20 protein-coding genes and 1 pseudogene are annotated in these 21,709 nt (G+C 63.5%); 9 read left to right on the forward strand and 12 right to left on the reverse strand.

Going from position 1 to position 21,709, the window contains the following annotated elements; translation table 11 throughout:
- Positions 1 to 45: 45 nt before the first annotated feature.
- Positions 46 to 768, reverse strand: coding sequence for a response regulator transcription factor (locus tag GGD40_RS14645; protein WP_179744072.1), 723 nt, complete (start codon positions 766 to 768; stop codon positions 46 to 48).
- A 204-nt stretch (positions 769 to 972) separates the two neighbouring features.
- Between GGD40_RS14645 and GGD40_RS14650 the strand changes: the two genes are divergently transcribed.
- Genes GGD40_RS14650 through GGD40_RS14660 form a run of 3 tightly spaced genes read left to right on the forward strand, consistent with a single transcriptional unit; the run spans position 973 to position 3,727 of the window.
- Positions 973 to 1,227: a hypothetical protein gene (locus GGD40_RS14650; RefSeq protein WP_035554981.1), complete on the forward strand. Its 255-nt coding sequence runs from the start codon at positions 973 to 975 to the stop codon at positions 1,225 to 1,227.
- 19 nt (positions 1,228 to 1,246) lie between these two features.
- Positions 1,247 to 3,064, forward strand: a complete 1,818-nt coding sequence (locus GGD40_RS14655; protein WP_179744073.1) for an aminopeptidase P family protein — start codon at positions 1,247 to 1,249, stop codon at positions 3,062 to 3,064.
- Positions 3,065 to 3,103: 39 nt separating this feature from the next.
- Complete coding sequence (locus GGD40_RS14660; RefSeq protein ID WP_179744074.1) at positions 3,104 to 3,727, forward strand: HAD family hydrolase; 624 nt, start codon at positions 3,104 to 3,106, stop codon at positions 3,725 to 3,727.
- Between the two features lie 119 nt (positions 3,728 to 3,846).
- Here GGD40_RS14660 and GGD40_RS14665 read toward each other — a convergent pair whose 3' ends face one another.
- The 7 genes and pseudogenes from GGD40_RS14665 to ugpB all read right to left on the reverse strand — a co-directional run bounded on the left by GGD40_RS14665 (position 3,847) and on the right by ugpB (position 11,503).
- On the reverse strand, positions 3,847 to 4,971 hold the full coding sequence (locus GGD40_RS14665) for a DUF748 domain-containing protein (RefSeq protein WP_179744075.1): 1,125 nt from the start codon (positions 4,969 to 4,971) through the stop codon (positions 3,847 to 3,849).
- A 177-nt stretch (positions 4,972 to 5,148) separates the two neighbouring features.
- Entirely contained in the window at positions 5,149 to 6,813 is a 1,665-nt protein-coding gene (ettA, locus tag GGD40_RS14670; RefSeq protein ID WP_035554993.1) for an energy-dependent translational throttle protein EttA, read from the reverse strand.
- Between the two features lie 232 nt (positions 6,814 to 7,045).
- A pseudogene (locus GGD40_RS14675) lies at positions 7,046 to 7,153 on the reverse strand (DUF3761 domain-containing protein); the annotation flags it as partial.
- A 26-nt stretch (positions 7,154 to 7,179) separates the two neighbouring features.
- The gene (locus GGD40_RS14680) at positions 7,180 to 8,268 is read right to left on the reverse strand and encodes a sn-glycerol-3-phosphate import ATP-binding protein UgpC (protein ID WP_179708128.1); all 1,089 of its coding nucleotides are present in this window, start codon (positions 8,266 to 8,268) and stop codon (positions 7,180 to 7,182) included.
- Between the two features lie 82 nt (positions 8,269 to 8,350).
- Positions 8,351 to 9,196 (reverse strand): sn-glycerol-3-phosphate ABC transporter permease UgpE, encoded by an 846-nt coding sequence (gene ugpE, locus GGD40_RS14685; RefSeq protein ID WP_179708130.1) that lies wholly within the window; start codon positions 9,194 to 9,196, stop codon positions 8,351 to 8,353.
- On the reverse strand, positions 9,193 to 10,077 hold the full coding sequence (ugpA, locus tag GGD40_RS14690; RefSeq protein ID WP_035555005.1) for a sn-glycerol-3-phosphate ABC transporter permease UgpA: 885 nt from the start codon (positions 10,075 to 10,077) through the stop codon (positions 9,193 to 9,195). Before ugpA ends, ugpE begins: the two co-directional genes overlap by 4 nt.
- A 100-nt stretch (positions 10,078 to 10,177) precedes the next feature.
- Positions 10,178 to 11,503 (reverse strand): sn-glycerol-3-phosphate ABC transporter substrate-binding protein UgpB, encoded by a 1,326-nt coding sequence (ugpB, locus tag GGD40_RS14695; protein ID WP_179708132.1) that lies wholly within the window; start codon positions 11,501 to 11,503, stop codon positions 10,178 to 10,180.
- A 363-nt stretch (positions 11,504 to 11,866) separates the two neighbouring features.
- Between ugpB and GGD40_RS14700 the strand changes: the two genes are divergently transcribed.
- Complete coding sequence (locus GGD40_RS14700; RefSeq protein ID WP_179744076.1) at positions 11,867 to 12,841, forward strand: glycerophosphodiester phosphodiesterase family protein; 975 nt, start codon at positions 11,867 to 11,869, stop codon at positions 12,839 to 12,841.
- Positions 12,842 to 12,858: 17 nt separating this feature from the next.
- Here the strand turns inward: GGD40_RS14700 and GGD40_RS14705 are convergent, their stop codons facing one another.
- On the reverse strand, positions 12,859 to 13,209 hold the full coding sequence (locus tag GGD40_RS14705; protein WP_179744077.1) for a nucleotide pyrophosphohydrolase: 351 nt from the start codon (positions 13,207 to 13,209) through the stop codon (positions 12,859 to 12,861).
- A gap of 117 nt (positions 13,210 to 13,326) precedes the next feature.
- Positions 13,327 to 14,421: a redox-regulated ATPase YchF gene (ychF, locus tag GGD40_RS14710; protein WP_179708138.1), complete on the reverse strand. Its 1,095-nt coding sequence runs from the start codon at positions 14,419 to 14,421 to the stop codon at positions 13,327 to 13,329.
- Between the two features lie 341 nt (positions 14,422 to 14,762).
- On the opposite strand from ychF, the gene GGD40_RS14715 reads away from it, so the two are divergent.
- The 5 genes from GGD40_RS14715 (at position 14,763) to GGD40_RS14735 (ending at position 19,882) form a co-directional block, all read left to right on the forward strand.
- Entirely contained in the window at positions 14,763 to 15,125 is a 363-nt protein-coding gene (locus GGD40_RS14715; protein ID WP_257030410.1) for a hypothetical protein, read from the forward strand.
- An 87-nt stretch (positions 15,126 to 15,212) separates the two neighbouring features.
- Positions 15,213 to 16,385: a UbiH/UbiF family hydroxylase gene (locus GGD40_RS14720; protein WP_179744078.1), complete on the forward strand. Its 1,173-nt coding sequence runs from the start codon at positions 15,213 to 15,215 to the stop codon at positions 16,383 to 16,385.
- Positions 16,386 to 16,507: 122 nt separating this feature from the next.
- The gene (locus GGD40_RS14725; RefSeq protein WP_035562643.1) at positions 16,508 to 17,233 is read left to right on the forward strand and encodes a DsbC family protein; all 726 of its coding nucleotides are present in this window, start codon (positions 16,508 to 16,510) and stop codon (positions 17,231 to 17,233) included.
- 105 nt (positions 17,234 to 17,338) lie between these two features.
- Positions 17,339 to 19,129, forward strand: coding sequence for a M61 family metallopeptidase (locus GGD40_RS14730; protein ID WP_179744079.1), 1,791 nt, complete (start codon positions 17,339 to 17,341; stop codon positions 19,127 to 19,129).
- A gap of 156 nt (positions 19,130 to 19,285) precedes the next feature.
- A complete protein-coding gene (locus GGD40_RS14735) occupies positions 19,286 to 19,882 on the forward strand; it encodes an FMN-dependent NADH-azoreductase (RefSeq protein ID WP_179744080.1) in 597 nt (198 codons plus the stop codon).
- 181 nt (positions 19,883 to 20,063) lie between these two features.
- On the opposite strand, the gene GGD40_RS14740 is transcribed toward GGD40_RS14735, so the two are convergent.
- Together GGD40_RS14740 and GGD40_RS14745 are read right to left on the reverse strand one after the other, a co-directional pair.
- Positions 20,064 to 20,900, reverse strand: coding sequence for a uracil-DNA glycosylase (locus GGD40_RS14740; RefSeq protein ID WP_179744081.1), 837 nt, complete (start codon positions 20,898 to 20,900; stop codon positions 20,064 to 20,066).
- A 149-nt stretch (positions 20,901 to 21,049) separates the two neighbouring features.
- Positions 21,050 to 21,676 (reverse strand): CYTH domain-containing protein, encoded by a 627-nt coding sequence (locus GGD40_RS14745; protein ID WP_179744082.1) that lies wholly within the window; start codon positions 21,674 to 21,676, stop codon positions 21,050 to 21,052.
- Positions 21,677 to 21,709 lie beyond the last annotated feature (33 nt).

Below are 21,709 nucleotides of genomic sequence, written 5' to 3' on the forward strand. Positions count from 1 at the left end.
AGCCCAATATTATAGCGTTTCCAAGATTCTTACATTGGACGCGTGTCAACCCACTTTTACGGCGGCCTCTACGGCAGTCTCCAGCGGGATCGCGTCGAGTTGGTAGCCGTATCCGTAAAGCGGCGTCAGACAATAGCCGAGCTCCGGGCGCAACTGCAATTTACTGCGTACGCGCGACGCATGTGTGTCGACCGTCCGCGACTTCAGGTCGCGGCGGCGCGACCAGACGGTTTCGAGAATATGCGCCCGCGACACCGGGCGAGACAGATTGTTGAACAGCAGCAGCGCAAAGCGGAATTCTTTCGGCGTCAGCGTGACTGTTAGATTACGAAATGTGACGGCTAGCGCGGCGGTGTCGAACGCATAACCGCCGATTACGTCGCGCCGCCGGTTGAGCGGCCGCCGCAGTCCGGCGCGACGCAGTACGGCGTCGACCCGCGCAAGCATTTCGGGGCCGCGAACCGGTTTGCTGAGGCAGTCGTCGGCGCCGGCGTGCAGCGCCGCGACGATCTGGCTTTCGCGCGGCGCAGACATCAGCACGATCACCGGCAGGCCCGGCAGGACAGTGCGGGCGCGCGGAATCACGTCTTCGGCGGAGTGGTCGCCGGCCCAGCTTTCGGTGATAAGTAGATCGAAAAAGTCGTCCGCGGCGCGCTGCAGGAACGCGGCGCTCGCGGTGAAGTGATAGCAGACGTGGCCGCCGGCGAAAATTAGCCGGCCAACCAGTTTGGCGTGCGGTAGATCCGGCTCAATCAGGGCGATTCGCATAGCGCGCTTTCAGCGTGGCAATGACCGAGAACCAGGCATATCCGTAAGGCTTACAGCTTGCCTAACATCACACCGACCCCTAAACTCAACCGCTATGCGGAAAGCGCCGTGCTGAACTTCTATAGTTAATGAGACAAAAATGTTAGCTGTCCTGGCCCCTTGCGCCCATGAGACAAATCTGAAATCGCGCGGGGTCGGCTGCTAATGGGGTGGCCCGGTGTCGTCGTCCTGGGATTGGCGATCGGCCTGGCGGGCTGGTGGCTGCATCCGTTGCGCCGCTCGAGCCGCGCTCGTTGGTGGATGGCACTACTGGCTGGGGTGGTAGGCGCCGCAGTCGCGCTCATGGCCGGCAATGTGACCGGTCTCTTTCATGATGGCGACACGCTCGAATGGCCGGTTTGCACCGCCGTTGCGTTGATCGCCGTTGCCGTGACGGTCGGCTCGCTTTCCCGTCGATGAATATTTGCAGGTGACTCTGATGAACGCCCGACTTCCCGAAACATCCTCTATTCCCGAACGGCTCGCCACTTTGCGTGACGCAATGGCGCGCGAAGGCGTTGCTGCTTATCTCGTGCCGTCCGCGGATCCGCATCTTTCCGAATATCTACCGGGGCGCTGGCAAGGCCGGCAATGGCTATCGGGTTTCACCGGCTCGGCGGGCACGCTGATCGTCACGGCGGATTTTGCCGGTGTCTGGACCGATAGCCGCTATTGGGAACAGGCCAATGCGCAACTAGCCGGCACGACCGTTCAGTTGATGAAGATGACCGGCGGCCAGCAGACCGCGCCGCATTTCGAATGGCTCGCGCAGAACGTTGCGAGCGGCGGTACGGTCGGCGTGGACGGCGCGGTGCTCGGCGTGGCGGCCGCGCGCTCGCTGACGCTCGCGCTCGGCGCGCGTGGCGTGAAGCTGCGCACCGACGTCGATCTGTTCGACACGATCTGGCCGCAGCGTCCGTCGCTGCCGGCCGCCGCCGTGTTTGAACATGCCGCGCCGCATGCCGGCGTCGCGCGTGCTGACAAGCTTGCGCAGATTCGTCGTGCGATGGCGGAGAAGGGCGCGCAGTGGCACTTCATTTCCACGCTCGACGACCTCGCATGGCTGCTGAATCTGCGTGGCGCCGACGTCAGCTACAACCCGGTGTTCGTCGCGCATGCGCTGATCGGTGTGGACCGCGCGTCGCTGTTCGTGTCGGACGGCAAGGTGCCGCAAGCGCTGGCCGACGCGTTGGCGCGCGACGGCATCAGCGTCGAGCCCTATGCGAAGGCGGCCGAGGCGCTGGCAGCGCTGCCAGCCGCCAGCGCGCTGCTGATCGACCCGCGCCGGATTACCTACGGTTCGCTGCAATCGGTGCCGTCCTCGGTCAAGGTGGTCGAGGCGGTCAATCCGTCCACGTTCTTCAAGTCACGCAAGACGGAAGCTGAAGCCGAGCATGTGCGCGAGACCATGGAGCAGGACGGCGCGGCGCTCGCCGAATTTTTCGCGTGGCTGGAAAGCGCGCTGGACAGCGGCGAATCCCTCACCGAAATGACCATCGACGAACGTCTGACGGCGGCGCGTGAGCGTCGTCCGGGGTTCGTGTCGCTGAGCTTTGCGACGATCGCGGGCTTCAACGGGAACGGCGCGATGCCGCACTATCGCGCGACCGAGTCTTCGCATGCGGTGATCGAAGGCAACGGTTTGCTGCTGATCGATTCGGGCGCGCAGTATCTGAGCGGCACGACAGACATCACCCGCGTCGTGCCGATCGGCACGCTCAGCGAGGCGCAACGGCGCGATTTCACGATCGTGCTGAAAGGCACGATGGCGTTGTCGCGCGCGCAATTTCCGCGCGGCATCCGTTCGCCGATGCTCGACGCGATCGCCCGTGCGCCGATCTGGGAAGCCGGCGCCGATTACGGTCACGGCACCGGCCACGGCGTGGGCTACTTCCTGAATGTGCACGAAGGCCCGCAAGTGATTTCGCACTACGCGCCGGCCGAACCGTGGACCGCCATGGAAGAGGGCATGATCACCTCGGTCGAGCCGGGCATTTACCGGCCGGGCAAGTGGGGTGTGCGGATCGAAAACCTCGTGCTGAACGTGCCGGCGGAAAAAACCGAGTTCGGCGATTTCCTCAAGTTCGAGACCTTGACGCTGTGCCCGATCGACACGCGCTGCCTCGACCTGTCGCTGCTGCGCGACGACGAACGCGCGTGGCTCAACGCGTATCACGAGACGGTGCGCACGCGCCTGTCGCCGCATGTTTCCGGCGACGCCCTGGCGTGGCTCGATCTGCGCACGCAACCCATCTAAGCGCCGCAGCAGATCGGCGTTCGTACGGAGAAAGAGTGCATGGCGATCAAGGCGGTGGTGTTCGATTTCGGCGGCGTGTTGATCGACTGGAGCCCCGAGTATCTGTATCGCAAGCTGATTCCTGACGAAACCGAGCGCCGCTGGTTTCTGACGCATGTCTGTTCGATGGAATGGGTGATCCGGCAGGACGGCGGCCAGCCGATCGCCGAGGCCACGGACGAACTGATCGCGAAGTTTCCCGACCACGAAGCGCTGATCCGCGCGTTCTACGAGCGCTGGCATGAGATGGTGGCCGGCGTGCTGGAACAGGGCGTGGCGCTAATGGAAAAGCTCGAAGCCGCCGAGGTGCCGCTGTTCGGGCTGACCAACTGGTCGGCTGAGACGTTTCCGTATGCGTGGGAGCATTACCCGGTGCTGCGGCGGTTTCGCGACGTCGTCGTGTCGGGGCGGGTGGGGCTGGCGAAGCCGGATCCGGCGATCTTTGCGGCCATGCTCGAGCGGATTCATGTGCAGATGCCGGGCATCGAGCCCGGTGAGCTGGTTTTCATCGACGACAATCAGAAGAACGCCGACGCCGCGACGGCGCTCGGCTGGCATGGTGTGCATCACACCAGCGCCGAGCAGACGGAAGCGAAATTGCGCGAACTGGGTTTGCCGGTTTAAGCGTGGTTTCTTTTAGAGCGGAGCAGGCGTGCCGGTTTCCAGATGAGGCCAGATAGGCCCAAGCAAAGCTCGGGCAAGTCCAGGCAAGCCGTCTCGCCTCCGCTCTACATCGCTAGCTGCTACTGCCCCAGCAGACTCTTCAGCGCATTCCCCAAACCTTTCACGGTTTCCCCGGCACCTTTCGCCACGCCCTCGACGCTCACCCCCAGCGTCTTCGCAAAGTCCGCGCCGATCCGCTTGACGATGCCTTCCCGCACCGAGAACTTCGGATCGCGCAAATTTCCGTCCAATACGAAATGCAGCGTGATGTCGCCGTTGTGCGCTTTGAGCGCGGCAATGGCGACCTTGGTTGGAATCGACATGAAGGTGTCGAGCGGGTCGCCGTTGTCGGCGAGTTGCAGGTTGTGGACCGTCACCGTGCCGGGCGCATGCAACTGATAGTTGCGCACCGTCGACTCCACCGTCAGATCGACCGTACCGCCCGTGACTTGTGCTTTAGCACCTGCTTTTTTCAGCAGATAGGGATCGAGCATCGTGACATCGACACCGCGTAGCGCGCTGGTGGTCTGCGAATCCTTGCTGGCGATCTTGATCCAGCCGTTAAACGACACGGTGCCGGTATGCGCCGGCCCTTTGATCGAGCCGGTGAGGTTCACGTTGGTCGGCTCGCTGAGCGCGGGCAGATGCAAATGGTCGACGGTTGCGTTGGCGTTGCTGACCGTCACTTTGAAGGCCGGCGGCCCGACCGTCATGTCGTAGAAGTGGAAGTTGCCCTGTTCGAAGCTGATGTGATCGATCAGCTTTTCGCGCGGTGTCGCGGGCGCGGCCGCACCGCTGGCCTGATCGTCCGCCTGGTTTATCGATTGCCGCAGATTCGGCAGCAGACCGATCGTGCCGTCTTTCGCGCGCAGCACGGCTATGTCGAAACCGCGCACCACCACGCTGCGCAAATGCATGCGCCGCGCGATCAGATCGCGAATGTCCGGTGTGAGCGTGATTTCGTCCGCTCGGAGCGGGTCGCCGGCGGGCCAGCCGGGCGGTGCCTTGAGGACGACGTTGGTCAGATGAACCGAGGTGAGGCCGACGTCGATACTGTCGGCGCTACCTAAAGGGCCAAGCGCCGCGACCACTCGCGCCTTCACTTCGCGCTGCGCGAATTGCAACGCGCCGATCGCGACGACGATCAGCACCAGCAGCACGCCGCCCACGGCAACGATCCAGCGCTTGCCCTTCGACATTGCCATGCTAATTGCCTCCTCGTCACCGCGCTGCGCGGTGTGGCTATGGCCGGCTTTTGAACGCGTTGGCCTCGCGCTGCTGGTGGCACGCAATGCGTGTGCCTTGCGGCCCCGTGCTCGACAAAACAAGAGGATCAACCAGGCGGACCGTCTGCTCAACGAACCGCCCGCCAACCCAACGCCTTATCGTGCGATCGGCTTGTAACGCAGACGCCTCGGTCGAGCGGCTTCTTCGCCGAGACGCGCGCGCTTGTCCGCTTCGTATTCCTGGTAGTTACCGTCGAAGAACGTGATTTGCGAATCGCCTTCGAACGCGAGAATGTGCGTCGCGATCCGGTCGAGGAACCAGCGATCGTGCGAGATCACCATTACCGAGCCCGCGAACTCGAGCAACGCGTCTTCCAGCGCGCGCAGCGTTTCGACGTCCAGGTCGTTCGACGGCTCGTCCAGCAGCAGCACGTTGCCGCCCGCGATCAGCGTCTTGGCCAGATGCAGACGACCGCGCTCACCGCCCGACAGGTTGCCGACCAGCTTCTGCTGGTCGCCGCCCTTAAAGTTGAAGCGGCCGATATAAGCACGCGACGGCGTTTCGTACTTGCCCACCGTCAGCACGTCCGCACCGCCGGCGATTTCGTCGAACACGGTCTTCGAGCCGTCCAGCGCGTCGCGGCTCTGGTCCACGTACGCCAGCTTGACGGTCGGGCCTTGCACGATCTCGCCCGAATCCGGCTGTTCGCGGCCGGTCAGCATGCGGAACAACGTCGACTTGCCGGCGCCGTTCGGGCCGATGATGCCGACAATCGCGCCCGCCGGAATCTTGAAGCTGACGTTATCGAGCAGCAGACGGTCGCCGTACGACTTGCTGACGCCCTTGAACTCGATCACTTCATTGCCGAGGCGATCGCCGACCGGGATGAAGATTTCCGAGGTTTCATTGCGCTTCTGGTAGTCCTGGCTGTTCAGTTCCTCGAAGCGGGCGATACGCGCCTTCGACTTGGCCTGACGGCCCTTCGGGTTCTGACGGACCCACTCCAGTTCCTTCTTGATCGCCTTCTGGCGCGCCGATTCCGACGACTCTTCCTGCTTCAGGCGTTCTTCCTTCTGGTCGAGCCAACTGCTGTAGTTGCCCTTCCACGGAATGCCGTGACCGCGGTCGAGTTCGAGAATCCACTCGGCGGCGTTATCCAGGAAGTAGCGGTCGTGGGTAACGGCGACCACGGTGCCCGGGAAGCGCGTCAGGAACTGTTCGAGCCAGTCGACCGATTCCGCGTCCAGGTGGTTGGTCGGCTCATCGAGCAGCAGCATGTCCGGCTTTTCGAGCAGCAGCTTGCACAGTGCGACGCGGCGCTTTTCACCGCCCGACAGATGCTCGATTTTGGCGTCCCACGCCGGCAGCCGCAGTGCGTCGGCGGCGATTTCGATCTGCTGTTCCGCGTTGCCGTCTGACGTGGCGAGGATCGCTTCGTACTTGGCCTGTTCGGCGGCGAGCGCGTCGAAGTCGGCGTCTTCTTCCGCGTAGGCCGCGTAGATTTCGTCGAGCTTCTTCTGCGCGTTGAACACGTCGCCGAGGCCTTCCTCGACGGCTTCACGCACCGTCTTGTTCGGGTCCAGTTGCGGTTCCTGCGGCAGATAGCCGATGTTCAGGTTCGGCATGGGCGTGGCTTCGCCCTCGATGTCCTTATCCACACCGGCCATGATGCGGATCAGCGTCGACTTGCCCGAGCCGTTCAGGCCGAGCAGGCCGATCTTCGCGCCGGGGAAAAACGACAGCGAGATGTCCTTCAGGATTTGACGCTTGGGCGGCACGATCTTGCCGACCCGGTTCATGGTGAAGACGTATTGGGCCATTTGTTCGCAATTGACGTTGACGACGCCGGCCGCAGAGGGGCGGGCGGTCGTGGGGTGGATGGGTAATCGGTGTTGTGGCCGGGCAGAGCGCCCGGCGCCGGCCGGCGCGGCATCGAACGCGATGTCAACGCGCGACGCCCCGTGCACGGGCGGGTTCTTCAGGTGGCATTGTACTTCGGCGGATGGGCGGGACGGCAGGGGCTGTCCGTTCGGCCAGGGTCGCTTCGGACGCTTAGAGCCAGTCGGCCACGCCGCCGTGCCGCGAACAGGTGCCGCTGCGATGCCGGCTGAAACTGTAGGTGCCGTCGCGGCAACGTACGCTCGCGCCTTCGGGCACGACCGTGCTTGCAGCAAACCGAGGTTTGCTCAGTTCGCGCGCCGTCCCGTCGCCGGATCGAAGAAATGCAGATGCTGCGCGGGCAGCGCCACTTGCAGCGCTTCGCCCGCCCCGGGCCGATGCGCATGCGGCAAGCGCACCGTGACATCGTGCTTGCCCCAGCGGCCGTGCGCGAGATTGTCCGCGCCGAGCAGTTCGCAGGAATCGACCGTGAGCGTGGCGTGCGCGGCATTCGCGGCGCCCGGCGTCATGTGCTCCGGCCGGATGCCCAGCGTCCATTCGCGTCCCGCCGCGACTTCGCGGCCGATCGACGGCACGTCCGTCAGCGGCAGCGTCGAGCCATTGCCGGCCACTTCGAAACTTGAGCCGTCGTCCGACACCCGGCCGTCGAGCAGATTCATCCCCGGCGAACCGATAAAGCTCGCGACGAACACCGTGGCCGGCCGCTCGTAGACTTCGGTCGGCGCGCCGATCTGTTCGGCGTGGCCCTTGTTCATCACGATCACGCGTTGCGCCAGCGTCATCGCTTCGATCTGATCGTGCGTCACGTACAGGCTTGTCGTGGCGAGGCGCGCATGCAGCCGCTGGATTTCGAGCCGCATCTGCACGCGCAAACGCGCGTCGAGGTTCGACAGCGGTTCGTCGAACAGAAACACCGCGGGTTCGCGCACGATCGCGCGGCCCATCGCCACCCGTTGACGCTGGCCGCCCGACAGTTCGCGCGGCTTGCGTTGCAGCAAGGGTTCGAGTTCGAGAATCTGCGCGGCGGCCTGCACGCGCTTCGCGATCTGCGCCCGCTCGACACCCGCGATCTTCAGCGCGTAGCCCATGTTTTCGGCCACGCTCATATGCGGGTACAGCGCGTAGTTCTGGAACACCATCGCGATGTTGCGGTCTTTCGGCTCCAGTTTGTTGACCACCTTGCCGGCGATCGAAATGCTGCCGTCGGAGATGCCTTCCAGTCCCGCGACCATCCGCAGCAAGGTGGATTTGCCGCAGCCGGACGGGCCGACCATCACGACGAATTCGCCGTCGGCGACGTCCACGTCGATGCCGTGCAGCACGAACTGTTTGCCGTCGTAGGTTTTTTTAACGCCTTGCAGAGTCAGTGCAGCCATGCCGTTTTAACCTTTCGTTGCTTGCCGCGTCGCGCGCGGCGTTGTTCGGTGTTGTCAGTTTCGATGCTCGGAGCAGCGCGAATTACTTCTCCGTATCCACGAGCCCGCGCACGAACCAGCGTTGCATCGTCAGCACGACCGCGAGCGGCGGCAGGATCGCGAGCAGCGTCGCGGTCATCACGAGATGCCATTCGGTCGCGGTGTCGCCGGACGCGATCATGCTCTTGATGCCGACCACCGCCGTCGTCAGCGATTGCTGGCTGGAGATCAGGATCGGCCACAGATACTGATTCCAGCCGTAAATGAAGGTGATCACGAAGAGCGCCGCCATGTTCGTCTTCGACAGCGGCAGGACCACGTCCCAGAAGAAGCGCATGGCGCCCGCGCCGTCGATGCGCGCCGCTTCCATCAACTCGTCCGGCAGCGTCATGAAAAACTGGCGGAACAGGAACGTCGCGGTGGCCGACGCGATCAGCGGCAGCGTCAAGCCGCTATACGTGTTGCCCAGATGCATCGACGTGACGACCTGCACGGTCGGGAAGATCCGCACCTCGACCGGCAGCATCAGCGTGATGAAGATCAGCCAGAACGCGAGATTGCGAAACGGAAAGCGGAAGAACACGATCGCGTACGCGGAGATCATCGACACGGAAATCTTGCCGATCGCAATCACCAGCGCCATGACGAGGCTGTTCAGCAGCATGCGGCCGAACGGTGCGGCCGCATTGCCGCTGCCGTGCGACCAGACGGTCGCGATGTTCTCGAACAGATGCGTGCTCGGGATCAGCGAGAGCGGCACGCTGAACACTTCGTGTTCGCTCATGGTCGCCGCGCAGAACGCGATGTACACGGGAAACACCACCAGCACGACGCCCACGAGCAGCACCGCATGGCAGAAGAGGTCGAAACCGCGGCGGTTCTCGATCATGAGTATTGAACCTTGCGTTCGATAAAGCGGAATTGCACGACCGTCAGCGCGACGACGATCACCATCAGAATCACTGATTGCGCGCCGGAACTGCCGATGTCGAGTCCCTGGAAGCCTTCGGCGAAGATCTTGTAGATCAGCGTGCGGGTAGCTTGCGCGGGGCCGCCGCCGGTGGCCGCATCGATCACCGGGAAGGTGTCGAAGAACGCGTAGGTGATGTTGATCACCAGCAGGAAGAAGCTGGTCGGCGACAGCAGCGGCAGCGCAATGCCGAAGAAGCGCCGCACCGGACCGGCGCCGTCGATCGCCGCCGCTTCGATCAGCGAACGCGGAATCGCCTGCAGGCCGGCGTAGAAGAACAGGAAGTTATAACTGACCTGCTGCCAGACGGAAGCCAGCACGACCAGAAACATGGCCTGGCCTGCGTTCAACGCGTGATTCCAGACAATGCCGTATTTAGCGAGCGCGTAAGTGACGAGGCCGATGCTCGGATTGAACAGGAACGACCACAGCACGGCGGCGATCGCGGGCGCGACCGCATACGGCCAGATCAGCAGCGTTCGATAGACTTTCGCGCCACGCACCACGCGATCCGCGCAGACCGCCAGCAGCAGCGAGATCACGAGCCCCGACACGGTGACGAGCGCGCAAAAAATCAGCGTCGTATAGAACGACGACAGGTAAAGCGGATCGGCGAACAGTTGCTTGAAGTTCGCGAGCCCGACGAATTCGCTCGAGGTGCCGAACGCGTCCTGACTCTGCGTGGACTGCCACAGCGCCTCGCCGGCCGGCCACAAAAAGAACAGCAGCGTGATCGCGAGTTGCGGCGCGACGAGCAGATAGGGCAGCAGGCTGGTGCCGAAGCTGGAGCGCTTTTCCATCGAATCTTCCCAAGGTTCCGCGGTGACTGCGGGTTCCGGTGCGGTCGCACCGGAACCCGACTCGCGCGTGCTATGTGGCGAGCGCGAGCCCGTTGCTCACTTAGTTGCCGGCTTTCTCGAAGCGGCGCAGCAGGTCATCGCCACGCGACACGGACGAATCGAGCGCCTGTTGCGGCGTCTTCTTGTCAGCCCAGACCTGTTCGAGTTCTTCGTCGATCACGGTGCGGATCTGCGGCATGTTGCCCAGACGCAGGCCCTTCGTGTACGGCAGCGGCGGCTTGTTGAGCATCTGCTTGATCGCGGTGTCGCTGCCCGGGTTCTTCTCGTAGAAGCCTTGCTTCTGCGTCAACTGATACGCGGCGGTGGTCACCGGCAGGTAGCCGGTATCCTGGTGCCACTTCGCGGCAACCGGCGCCGACGACAGATACGCGAGGAACTTCGCCACGCCCTTGTAGGTTGCCGGATCCTTGCCCGACAACACCCACAGGCTCGCTCCGCCGATGATCGCATTCTGCGGCGCGCCCTTCACGCTCGCGTCGTACGGCATCATGCCGGTGCCGAAATTGAACTTCGCGTACTTCTTGATGGTGGCGAGCGACCCCGACGAATTCGTGATGATCCCGCAGTCGCCGCTATAGAACTTCGACACCGGTTCGTCCTTGCGGCCGACATAGGTGAAGGTGCCTTCCTTCTGCATGTTCTGCAGGAACTGGATGTGCGCGACCTGCAGCGGCTTGTTGAATTCGAGCTGCGCATCCGCGCCGTCGAAGCCGTTGTTCTTCGTCGCGAACGGCGCGCCATGCCACGCGCTGTAGTTTTCGAGTTGAATCCAGCTCTGCCAGCCCGACGAGTAACCGCACGCCATGCCCGACGCTTTCAGCTTCTGCGCGTCGGTTTGCAGTTCGGCCCAGGTTTTCGGCGGCTGGTTCGGATCGAGGCCCGCTTTCTTGAAGGCGTCTTTGTTGTAGTACAACACTGGCGTCGAGCTGTTGAACGGCATCGAGATCAGCTCGCCGGTCTTCGCGTCGCTGTAATAGCTGGCGATGGTCGGCACGAAGGCCTTCACGTCGAGCGGCACGCCGGCCTGCTTGAACACGTCCGAGACCGGGATCACGGCCTTCTTGGCCTGCATCATCGTGGCGGTACCGACTTCGTAGACCTGCAGGATCGCGGGCGCACTGCCGGCGCGATACGCGGCGATGCCGGCGGCGAGCGTCTGGTCGTAGGAGCCCTTGTACACCGGCACGATCTTGTAGTCGCTTTGCGACGCGTTGAATGCGTTGGCGATATCGTTCAGACGTTCGCCCAATGCGGCTTCCATGCCGTGCCAGAACTGGATTTCAGTCGCGGCCTGGGCCGCCTGGCTGACGCCGACGCTCAACACGGCGGCTACGGAAAGCGTACGGAACAGCGGCTTGAAACTCATCGATGTGTCTCCTGTCGACCAGCGTTGGCGCTTTAGCGCTGACTCTGGTCCCATGCAAGATCCTTGCGGATCGGATAGGGCGCGATTGCGAATCGCGCGATTCTAGTTGTGTTCGATGACAGTCCGGCGTCGGTGGCCGGCAGCGTGGCGCGCTTTTGGCGGGCGCCGACTGCGGCAATTTAACATCGGCTGTCACGAAACGGAAACATGAGCGTCTGAATGCCGCTTTGCGTGAAGTCAACGCGGAGTCACGGTCGCTGGACCTGGCCGCCGATGCGTTGGCATGATGGATGGCGAAATGGGAGCGTGCGTTGCGCGATGGGCGGCACGCATGCGTCATGTGACTTTTAATCAGGATTCCAGATGCTTGATTGGGTGCGGCGGGTGGTGGGTGGTTCGATCCTGGGTCTCATGTTGGCGGGATGTGCGTTTGCGCCGGGTACTGCTGGGAGCAGCGCGAAGCCCTTTACGACTTTGCCAAAAATCATCGCGCATCGCGGCGGCACCGGCGACGCGCCGGAAAATACGCTGGAGGCGATCCGGCTGTCGGTCGAGCATCGCGCCGACGTGATGTGGCTGTCGGTGCAGTTGAGCAAAGACGGCGTGCCGGTTCTGTATCGGCCGGCGGATCTGTCGGCGCTGACGGACGCGAAGGGGCCGGTGTCGGCTTACACCGCGGCTGAACTTGCGCGTGTGAACGCCGCTTGGAGCTTCCGTCAGGGCGACGCGTATCCGTATCGCGCTCGTCCTGTCGGCGTGCCGACGCTGCGTGACGCATTGCACGCCGTGCCGCGAACCATGCCGGTGATCCTCGATATGAAGGCATTGCCTGCCGGCACGCAGACGCAAGCGGTGGCACGCGTGCTCGATGAGGAGCAGGCGTGGTCGCGGGTGTCGATCTATTCGACCGAAGCGGATTATCAACAGACTTTCGCGGCGTATCCGCAGGCAAAACTATTCGAATCGCGCGATGCAACGCGTGGGCGCCTGGTGCGCGTGCTGTTGAATGAAGGCTGCGTGGACGCGCCGGCCGACCATGCCATGAGCGCGTTCGAACTGCATCGCGCGTTGACCGTGGTGGAGAAGTTTACGTTGGGAGAGGGGCGGTCGGACGTGCAGGCTACCTTGTGGACGCCGGCCACCGTCGCGTGTTTCCGGCAGAAGGCCGATGGTCGAATCGTCGCGATCGCGGTGAACGACGCGGATGATTATCGGACGGCCGCATGTCTCGGGATCGATGCGGTGTTGGCGGATTCGCCTTTGAAAATGGTGGGAGTGCGTGATGGCATGACGTTGCCGCTGCGCTGTGAGCAGGCTGGGGCGGCGGGCGGCCGTTAAGGCTTTGGGGCTCGTAGTCAGAGATCCGAATACTTCGTCGCCGTCCCCTTGGACTTCTCCACCGGATAACGTTCTTCATTCAGCGCCACTTTCTCCATGGCGGCTTCGACCAGATCGAAGCCCGCCGTGTGAGCGACCAGCATCAGGTAAATGAACACGTCCGCGCATTCATGCTCCAGATGCTTTTTGCGCTTCGGATCGAGCAACAACGCGTCCACTTCGGAATCGGTCTTCCATTGGATCGTCTCCAGCAACTCGCCGGCTTCGATGCTGGTCGACACGATCAGGTTGCGTAGCGTGTGAAACTGCTTCCAGTCGCGGGCCTCGCGGAACGCAAGCACCCGTTCGAGCAGATCGCTGGTGGTCATGGTTGGACTCTCCGTTGCTGAAAAAGAAAAAAGCCCGCTATTAACGGGCTTTGACGAACTTGCGCGGGCTTTAGCGAGGCGGTGAGATCGCGGTGGATCTGCCAGGCGTGCCGAACCTTAAACGTTGAACAGGAAGTTCATCACGTCGCCGTCGTGCACCACGTATTCCTTGCCTTCAGCGCGCATCTTGCCGGCTTCTTTCGCACCTTGCTCGCCCTTGAAGGCGATGAAGTCATTGAACGCGATGGTCTGCGCGCGAATGAAGCCGCGCTCGAAGTCCGTGTGGATCGCGCCCGCTGCCTGCGGCGCGGTGTCGCCGATATGAATCGTCCATGCGCGCACTTCCTTCACGCCGGCCGTGAAGTACGTCTGCAGACCTAGCAGCTTGAACGCCGCGCGGGCCACGCGGTTCAGGCCCGGCTCTTCCATGCCCATGTCGGCGAGGAACACGGTCATGTCGGCTTCGTCGAGGTCGGCGATTTCCGCTTCGATCGCGGCGCACACCGCCACGACCGGCGCGTTTTCCGCTGCCGCGAACTTCGTGACCGCGTCCAGATGCGGGTTGTTCTCGAAACCGTCGTCCTTCACGTTCGCCACGTACATGGTCGGCTTCGCGGTGATCAGGCAGAACGGCTTGATGGTGGCTTTTTCTTCGTCCGACAGATCGAGCGCGCGGACCGGCTTGGCCTGGTCGAGCTGCGCGCGGACTTTTTCGAGCACCGCGGCGTTCTTGATCGCTTCCTTGTCATTCCCCGACTTGGCGGCCTTCGAATAGCGCGACAGCGCTTTTTCGACGGTGGCGAGGTCGGCCAGCGCCAGTTCGGTGTTGATCACTTCGATGTCCGACAGCGGGTCGACCTTGTTCGCGACGTGAATCACGTTGTCGTCTTCGAAGCAGCGCACCACGTGCGTGATCGCGTCGGTTTCGCGGATGTTCGCGAGAAACTGGTTGCCGAGGCCCTCGCCCTTGCTCGCACCGGCCACCAGACCGGCGATGTCGACGAACTCCACCACCGCCGGCAGGATGCGCTCCGGCTTGACGATTTCAGCCAGCGCCTTCAGACGCGCATCCGGCACTTCGACAATGCCGACGTTCGGCTCGATCGTGCAGAACGGATAGTTTTCGGCGGCGATGCCCGCCTTGGTCAGCGCGTTGAACAGGGTGGACTTGCCAACGTTAGGCAGGCCGACGATGCCGCATTTGAGGCTCATGGAAATCCTTCAGTGATTCAGTAAGTTGCGTGATGCGCTCGACGCTGGGTGCGGGATTCGACAAGCCTTCGCGATGAGCGTGGCGGCGGAGCACTGCGGAGCGGGACAAGACACCGGATCGGGGCAGGGCCTCGACGATCCCGGGCGAGTCTCGTCACGGAAAGCGCAATTGTAACCCGTTCGGATCGGCTTCCTAAGACGGGCGCGGCAAACCTGGGCCGCCAGGAAACGTCAGGAAGTGCACGGAAACAGCCGCCAACCCATGGAAACCCCGCGAAGTCCATTCGTCGGAACATTGTAAGATGACCGTCCGGGGCCGCTAGAGCCCTTTCCGAGAGAGCATGATGAAAATAACAACAGGGCTGAGATGGGGCGCGGGCATTGCACTGGCGGCTGGCGTCGTCGTTTGGATGCTGCCTAATTATGATGAGGCGCAGGCCGCAACCGACCGTCAAACGGTCAACTGTATGACGAGCGCACTCACCCTCGACGATAAGCGCCGTATTGCCGGCTTTGCCGATACCAACGACTTCGATTCGCTGTGGCGTGTCTATGACCGGGTGTTCCCAGACTGCATGGTGCGGGGCGACCAGCGTGACCATAAGCGCGAGTTGGTGTCGAACGCATGGCGGGTGCTGTCGTCCGACCGCGACTTCGTGCTGTTGCGCGAATCCCATGCGGCACACGCCGCGCAAGGGCACTAGCGCACTAATCGGCAGGGACCTTGTTCCGCGCCAACATGCCGCGCGCCTCGATCCGTCCCCCGCAACCCCCGCGGCTATAATGCGCGCATGAACGCACACCACCAGACCTTTGATGTCGCCGTGATCGGCGGCGGGCTCGTCGGCAAGACCGCGGCGTTGGCGCTGACGCAAGGCGGACTGCGCGTGGCGCTGCTCGCGCAGCCCTGCGCGGCGCTGCCGGCCGGCGCCGTATTCGACTCGCGGGTCTACGCGTTGTCGTCGAGTTCGCAGGCGCTGCTGGAGCGTTTGCGAGTCTGGCAGGCGCTCGATCTGGCCCGCCTCGGGCCGGTCTACGACATGCGCGTTTATGGCGACGCGCACGCCGAACTGCATTTCTCCGCATTCCAGGCGTCGGTGCCGCAACTGGCGTGGATCGTCGAGTCGTCGGTGATCGAACGCGCGTTGGATGCGGCGCTGCGCTTCCAGCCGAATCTCACCTGGATCGACACGCGCGCGCAGGCGTTGGACTTTACCGTCGACGGCGCCAGCGTCGGTCTCGCCAACGGCAATGTGCTCGAAGCCGATCTGGTGGTGGGCGCGGACGGTGCGCATTCGTGGGTGCGCGCGCAGATCAACTCGAAGATGGACCGCCGCGACTACAAACAGACCGGCGTCGTCGCGAACTTCAAGGCCGAAAAGCCGCACGGCGAAACGGCCTACCAATGGTTCAAGGACGGCGAGATCGTCGCGCTGCTGCCCATGCCGGACGGCCATGTGTCGCTGGTCTGGTCGGCGCGCACCGAACACGCTGAAAAGCTGGTCGGGCTCGATCCGGCGCAACTCGCCGCCGAAGTGGAACGCGTAACAGGCGGCCAGTTCGGCGCGCTCGAATGCGTGACGCCCGCGCAAGGCTTCCCGCTCGCGCTGCAAACGGTCGACCGGCTGGTTGCGCCGCGCGTCGCGCTGGTTGGCGACGCCGCGCATCTGATTCATCCGCTGGCGGGCCAGGGCATGAACCTCGGCTTGCGCGACGTCGCGGCGCTCGCCGATACCGTCGCCGGCAAGGAATCGTTCCGCGATCTCGGCGACATGGTGCTGTTGCGCCGCTACGAACGCGCTCGCCGCGAAGACATTCGCGCACTGATGATCGCCACCGACGGCCTGCAAAAACTCTTCTCCGCGCCCGGCCCGTTCGCCAAGGTGCTGCGTAATACCGGCATGGCGTTCGTCGGCGCGCAACCGTTTATCAAGCGCTGGCTGGTGTCGGCCGCGCTGGGTTGAAGCATCCCGCCCGGCGCGCCGCGGCTGGCGAGACGGGTATCATGAACGGATGGGCGCCGTTCCGGTCAGACCCGAACCGTCGCAAAACGCGCACTAAGCGCGAATGAAACCAGGAATTCAGCATGAAAAAGACCTTCCGCGTGGCGGCCGCTGCGCTTGCCATCGCCGCGATCACGCTGGGCTGCTCCGCGCAGGCTGACCAGACCACCGACAAACTCAAAGCCACGCTGCAAACGCGCCTGGCCGACGTGACGATCAAGAGCGTGACGAAGTCGCCGATCGCCGGCATCTACGAAATCAACCTCGGCACGCAGATCGTCTATAGCGACGCGAACGGCGACTACCTGCTGCTCGGCGATATGGTCGACGCGAAGACCCGCAAGAATCTGACCGAAGCGCGTCTGTCGGAAACCAACCGGATCGATTTCGCGAGCCTGCCGTTCGCGAACGCGGTGAAGGTCGTGAAGGGCAACGGCTCGCGTAAGATCGCCGTGTTCTCCGATCCGAACTGCCCGTACTGCAAGCAGCTCGAAACCACGCTCAAATCGATCGATAACGTGACCGTGTACACGTTCCTGTACCCGGTGCTGTCGCCGGATTCGACCGCCAAGTCGAAGTCGATCTGGTGCTCGACGGATCGCGCCAAGGCGTGGGAATCGTGGATGCAGGATCATCAGGCGCCCACCGCCGCCGGCACCTGCGACACCGCCGCGATCGACAAGAACCTCGCGCTCGGCCACGCCATGAACGTGGACGGCACGCCGACCGTGTTCCTCGCCGACGGCCGCCGTCTGCCCGGCGCCGTGCCGGCCGACCGGCTCGACAAGGAAATGTCCGCGGTGCACTGAGCCGTACGCAGTTCGGAACATATAGAGAAGCAAGGAGGCGCGTAGTGCGCCTCCTTTCACATTCAGCCCCAACATCTCCGCCTCACACTCTCCTAATCGCCGCCGATGAAGCCGATCCGCTACACCATCGTTCCCAAGCAACCCGCCGCCCACCTGTTCGAAGTCACCGTGACCGTCGCCGATCCCGATCCGGCCGGCCAGCGTTTCATGCTGCCGGTGTGGATTCCGGGCAGCTACATGGTGCGCGAGTTCGCGCGCAACATCGTCACGCTGCGCGCCGTCAACGACGCCGGCCGCAAGGTGCGCGTCGAGAAGACCGACAAGCACACGTGGCAGGCCGCGCCGGTCAAAGGCGCGCTGACGCTGCGCTACGAGGTGTATGCATGGGATCTGTCGGTGCGCGCCGCGCATCTGGACGACACGACGGGTTTCTTCAACGGCACCAGCGTGTTTTTGTCGCCGCTCGGTCATGAAGAAGCGCAATGCGTGGTCGACATCCAGAAGCCGGACGGCGCCGCGTATCGCAACTGGCGCGTCGCGACCGCGTTGCCGGAGGCGCGCGGCACGAAGCGCTACGGCTTCGGCGAGTATCGCGCGCAAAACTACGACGAGCTGATCGATCATCCGGTGACGCTGGGTCAATTCGAGTTGGCGACCTTCGACGCGCATGGCGTGCCGCACGACATCGTGATCGCCGGCCGCGTGATCGGGCTGGACATGGCGCGACTGTCCGCCGACCTGAAGCGCATCTGCGAAGCGCAGATCGCGTTGTTTGAGCCGAAGTCGAAGAAAGCGCCGATGGACCGCTACGTGTTCATGACCCAGGCCGTCACCGATGGTTATGGTGGGCTGGAGCATCGCGCTTCGACCGCGCTGATCTGCAATCGTGGCGATCTGCCGGTGCAAGGACGCGACGCGCTCAGCGAAGGCTACCGAACCTACCTCGGCCTGTGCAGCCACGAGTATTTCCACACCTGGAACGTGAAGCGCATCAAGCCGGCGGTGTTCGCACCGTACGACCTGAACGAGGAGAACACCACGTCGTTGCTGTGGCTGTTCGAGGGCTTCACGTCTTACTACGACGATCTGATCCTCGTGCGCAGCGGGCTGATTTCGCCGGACGACTATTTCGGCCTGCTCGGCAAGGTGGTTGGCGGTGTGCTGCGCGGCAGCGGCCGCCTGAAGCAGACCGTCGCTGAGAGCTCGTTCGACGCGTGGGTCAAGTACTACCGTCAGGACGAGAATGCGCCGAACGCGATCGTCAGCTATTACACCAAGGGCTCGCTGGTCGCGCTCGCGTTCGATCTGACGATCCGCGCGCAGACCAACAACCGCAAATCGCTCGACGACGTGATGCGTCTGCTGTGGCAACGTTTCGGCCGCGATTTTTATCGCGGCAAGCCTGTCGGCGTGGAAGAAAGCGAGGTCGAAGCGCTGTTCGCGGAAGCAACCGGCGCGCAACTCGGCGAGCTGTTCGCCGAGGCCGTGCATGGCACGCGCGATTTGCCGCTCGAAACGCTGCTCGCGCCGTTCGGCGTCACGCTTGCGCCTGAATTCGACAAGAGCTCCCGGCCGTCGCTCGGCGCGCGTTTGCGCGGCGGCGCGGATTGCACGCTGGCGGCCGTGCATGAAGGCAGCGCCGCGCAGAAAGCAGGGCTCTCGGCCGGCGACGTGCTGATCGCGCTCGACGGCCTGCGCGTGACCGGCTCGAATCTTGACGGCCTGCTGGCACGCTATCAGTCGGGCGCGAAAGTCGAGATCCATGCGTTCCGCCGCGACGAACTGCGCACCACGCAAGTCAAGCTGGACGGGCCTGAGCCGGCACGCTACAAGCTCGCGGTCAGCGACAAGGGGACCGCCGCGCGCAAGGCCCGCGAGCGCTGGCTTGCAAGCTGATCGTAATCGTCGGCGCTATTAATCGACGGTCGAGAGCGGCGGATTGTTCTACCAATGCAACAATCCGTCGCTGCTGGATGGCTTTTTCTCGGGACGGTAAAAAAACACAATGACTCCACTCGCGCAAAACTGCGCGCCCCTACTGGAGTCACCCACATGACCACGATCCTGCAAATCAACTCGGCAGCCCGTTCGCAAGGCGCGAACTCGACGCTTCTCGTCAACGAACTGACCGCCAAGCTGCAACAATCGAATCCGGGCGCGCAAGTCGTCGTCCGCAATCTGCAAGCTGAGCCGCTGCCGCACCTGGACGACGCCGTCCTCGGCGCGTTCTTCACGCCGGCTGACCAACGCAACGCCGAGCAGGCCGAAATCGCCGCACGCAGCGAAGCGCTGATCGCCGAACTGCAAGCCGCCGACATCGTCGTGATCGGCGCACCGATGTACAACTTCGGTATCTCGTCGCAGCTCAAGACGTACTTCGACTTCATCGCACGCGCCGGCATCACGTTCCAGTACACGGCGAACGGTCCGGAAGGTCTCGTGAAGGGCAAGAAGGTCCACGTCGTGTCGGCCCGCGGCGGCAAGTATCTGGGCACGCCGAACGACAGCCAGACGCCGTATCTGAAGGCTTTCCTGGGTTTCCTCGGCATGACCGACGTGAACTTCATCTACGCCGAAGGCCTGAACATGGGCCCGGACGCAGCGACCGCCGCGCTGGTTTCGGCGCGCGAAGCGATTGCCGCTGCGTAAGAAGGTCGATGGAAGGATTGACGCGCCGGTTTGAACATGCGCGCATCGCGGTGCAGTGCGCGATGTAACGATGCAACGAGAAACGCCACGGGTTTGAAACCCGTGGCGTTTTTGCTTTTCTGGTTCGTGCGCCGATGCGCCGATGCACTGACTCGCCGATGCGCGCCTGGACGTATTGCGCTTACGCCAGCATCTGCGCTTCGTCCGGCAAGCGCCAGTCGATCGTTGCGCGGCCGTGTTGCGCGAGATACTCATTCGCCTTCGCAAAATGCCCGCAGCCGAGAAAGCCGCGATGCGCCGATAGCGGCGACGGATGCGGCGCTTCCAGCACATAGTGCGACTTGCCGCCAAGCAGCGCGCGCTTCGCTTGCGCGTGCGCGCCCCACAGCATGAACACCAGGCCGTCATGACGCATGGCGAGTTCGTGGATCAGCGTGTCCGTACACTTTTCCCAGCCGCGTTTCGCGTGGCTCGCCGCGGCGTCGCGCTCGACCGTCAGCACCGTGTTCAGCAGCAGCACGCCCTGTTTGGCCCACGTGTCGAGACAGCCGTGGCGCGGCGTGTCGTGGCCAAGGCTCGCGGCAATTTCCTTGAAGATGTTGCGCAGCGACGGCGGCGTACGCACGTTCGGCGCTACCGAAAACGCCAGCCCATGCGCTTGCGGCGTGCCGCGGTCTTCGCCGTGATACGGGTCCTGGCCGAGGATCACGACTTTCACTTCGTCGGGGCTCGTCAGGCGCAACGCGCGGAATACGTCGGCGGGATACACGGTCTTGCCGGCCGCGCGTTCACCGTCGACGAAACGGCACAGCGGTGCGTAAGCGTCGCTTTCGACGAACGGCTTGAGATGTGTGCGCCATGCCGGGGGCAGCGCGGCGAATTGGGCTTCAAGGGCCGGCGGTGCGCTAGCCGTTGAAGGCGAAACCGGGTTGGTCAGTGCGTCGGCGGGAGAGGGCGCGGCGTCGCCGAAAAGCGAAGCCTGCGACGAATCGGAGCGGGTACGGGAAGCGGAGGTCATGGCGGGGAAGTGTCGCAGCAAACGCGGTGTTGCTCAAGGTGCGGCGGTGAAGCGCGGACGGCGCGTGCCAGGCGCTGAGGTGTGCGCGACGTCGCGCGTTCATCAATCCGTATGGTTAGTGCGTGCCGCGTTGCTGCGCTTGCCGCCATTCAACCCGCTCGCAGTTGATACCCGCGCTGCGCTTTGCTGACGTTATCCGGCGCCAGCCCCGCGACGGCTGTCCCAAGTTCCGCCGCTAGCGCATGCAAAGCGGCTTCGTCGCCGGACTTCAGTTCGAGTTCGACCTCGGAAATCGGCGCGCGACGTGCTTCACCGTTCACTTCGGCGATCACGTCGCCTTGATCGATCGCGGCTTCGACCGTCGCATCGTTCAGCTCGATATTCCACAGCGTGCGCGTGAAGTCCGTGCGGAACAGTTCGACCAGCTCCGGCGCGGCCTGACGCAAAGCTTCAGCCGCGCTCGGCTCATCGCACTCGCGCAGTAACGTGTCGATCTCGAGCTTTTCGCCCGCCACCGGCATTTCCCACTCGTGCCGGCTATGCAAACCGTCCTTCGCTTCGCCCACTGTCTTGAAGGTTTGCAGCCAGCCGTCCGGCGTGTGACGCAAACGCAGCGCGCTTTTCGACTTCGCCAACGTCAGCGCCGGCGTATCGAAGTAAATATTCGCCAGCCTGACATCGCGCCCTTCCGCACCTGTACGTGCGACAAACCACTGCGTCGCCGCCCGCACCTGGTCAGCCGGCAGCGCCAGCTTGATTTCGCGTTCCATGCCCATGATCTGCTTTGCTCCGTGTACCGCCTTGCCGCG

Source organism: Paraburkholderia bryophila (assembly GCF_013409255.1).
In the GTDB taxonomy this organism is placed as follows: domain Bacteria; phylum Pseudomonadota; class Gammaproteobacteria; order Burkholderiales; family Burkholderiaceae; genus Paraburkholderia.

Bases quoted from the DNA above. Each gene is read 5' to 3' on its own strand.
- GGD40_RS14645 (WP_179744072.1), bottom strand. From the start codon at position 768: ATGCGAATCGCCCTGATTGAGCCGGATCTACCGCACGCCAAACTGGTT.
- GGD40_RS14650 (WP_035554981.1), top strand. From the start codon at position 973: ATGGGGTGGCCCGGTGTCGTCGTCCTGGGATTGGCGATCGGCCTGGCG.
- GGD40_RS14655 (WP_179744073.1), top strand. From the start codon at position 1,247: ATGAACGCCCGACTTCCCGAAACATCCTCTATTCCCGAACGGCTCGCC.
- GGD40_RS14660 (WP_179744074.1), top strand. From the start codon at position 3,104: ATGGCGATCAAGGCGGTGGTGTTCGATTTCGGCGGCGTGTTGATCGAC.
- GGD40_RS14665 (WP_179744075.1), bottom strand. From the start codon at position 4,971: ATGGCAATGTCGAAGGGCAAGCGCTGGATCGTTGCCGTGGGCGGCGTG.
- ettA (WP_035554993.1), bottom strand. From the start codon at position 6,813: ATGGCCCAATACGTCTTCACCATGAACCGGGTCGGCAAGATCGTGCCG.
- GGD40_RS14680 (WP_179708128.1), bottom strand. From the start codon at position 8,268: ATGGCTGCACTGACTCTGCAAGGCGTTAAAAAAACCTACGACGGCAAA.
- ugpE (WP_179708130.1), bottom strand. From the start codon at position 9,196: ATGATCGAGAACCGCCGCGGTTTCGACCTCTTCTGCCATGCGGTGCTG.
- ugpA (WP_035555005.1), bottom strand. From the start codon at position 10,077: ATGGAAAAGCGCTCCAGCTTCGGCACCAGCCTGCTGCCCTATCTGCTC.
- ugpB (WP_179708132.1), bottom strand. From the start codon at position 11,503: ATGAGTTTCAAGCCGCTGTTCCGTACGCTTTCCGTAGCCGCCGTGTTG.
- GGD40_RS14700 (WP_179744076.1), top strand. From the start codon at position 11,867: ATGCTTGATTGGGTGCGGCGGGTGGTGGGTGGTTCGATCCTGGGTCTC.
- GGD40_RS14705 (WP_179744077.1), bottom strand. From the start codon at position 13,209: ATGACCACCAGCGATCTGCTCGAACGGGTGCTTGCGTTCCGCGAGGCC.
- ychF (WP_179708138.1), bottom strand. From the start codon at position 14,421: ATGAGCCTCAAATGCGGCATCGTCGGCCTGCCTAACGTTGGCAAGTCC.
- GGD40_RS14715 (WP_257030410.1), top strand. From the start codon at position 14,763: ATGATGAAAATAACAACAGGGCTGAGATGGGGCGCGGGCATTGCACTG.
- GGD40_RS14720 (WP_179744078.1), top strand. From the start codon at position 15,213: ATGAACGCACACCACCAGACCTTTGATGTCGCCGTGATCGGCGGCGGG.
- GGD40_RS14725 (WP_035562643.1), top strand. From the start codon at position 16,508: ATGAAAAAGACCTTCCGCGTGGCGGCCGCTGCGCTTGCCATCGCCGCG.
- GGD40_RS14730 (WP_179744079.1), top strand. From the start codon at position 17,339: ATGAAGCCGATCCGCTACACCATCGTTCCCAAGCAACCCGCCGCCCAC.
- GGD40_RS14735 (WP_179744080.1), top strand. From the start codon at position 19,286: ATGACCACGATCCTGCAAATCAACTCGGCAGCCCGTTCGCAAGGCGCG.
- GGD40_RS14740 (WP_179744081.1), bottom strand. From the start codon at position 20,900: ATGACCTCCGCTTCCCGTACCCGCTCCGATTCGTCGCAGGCTTCGCTT.
- GGD40_RS14745 (WP_179744082.1), bottom strand. From the start codon at position 21,676: ATGGGCATGGAACGCGAAATCAAGCTGGCGCTGCCGGCTGACCAGGTG.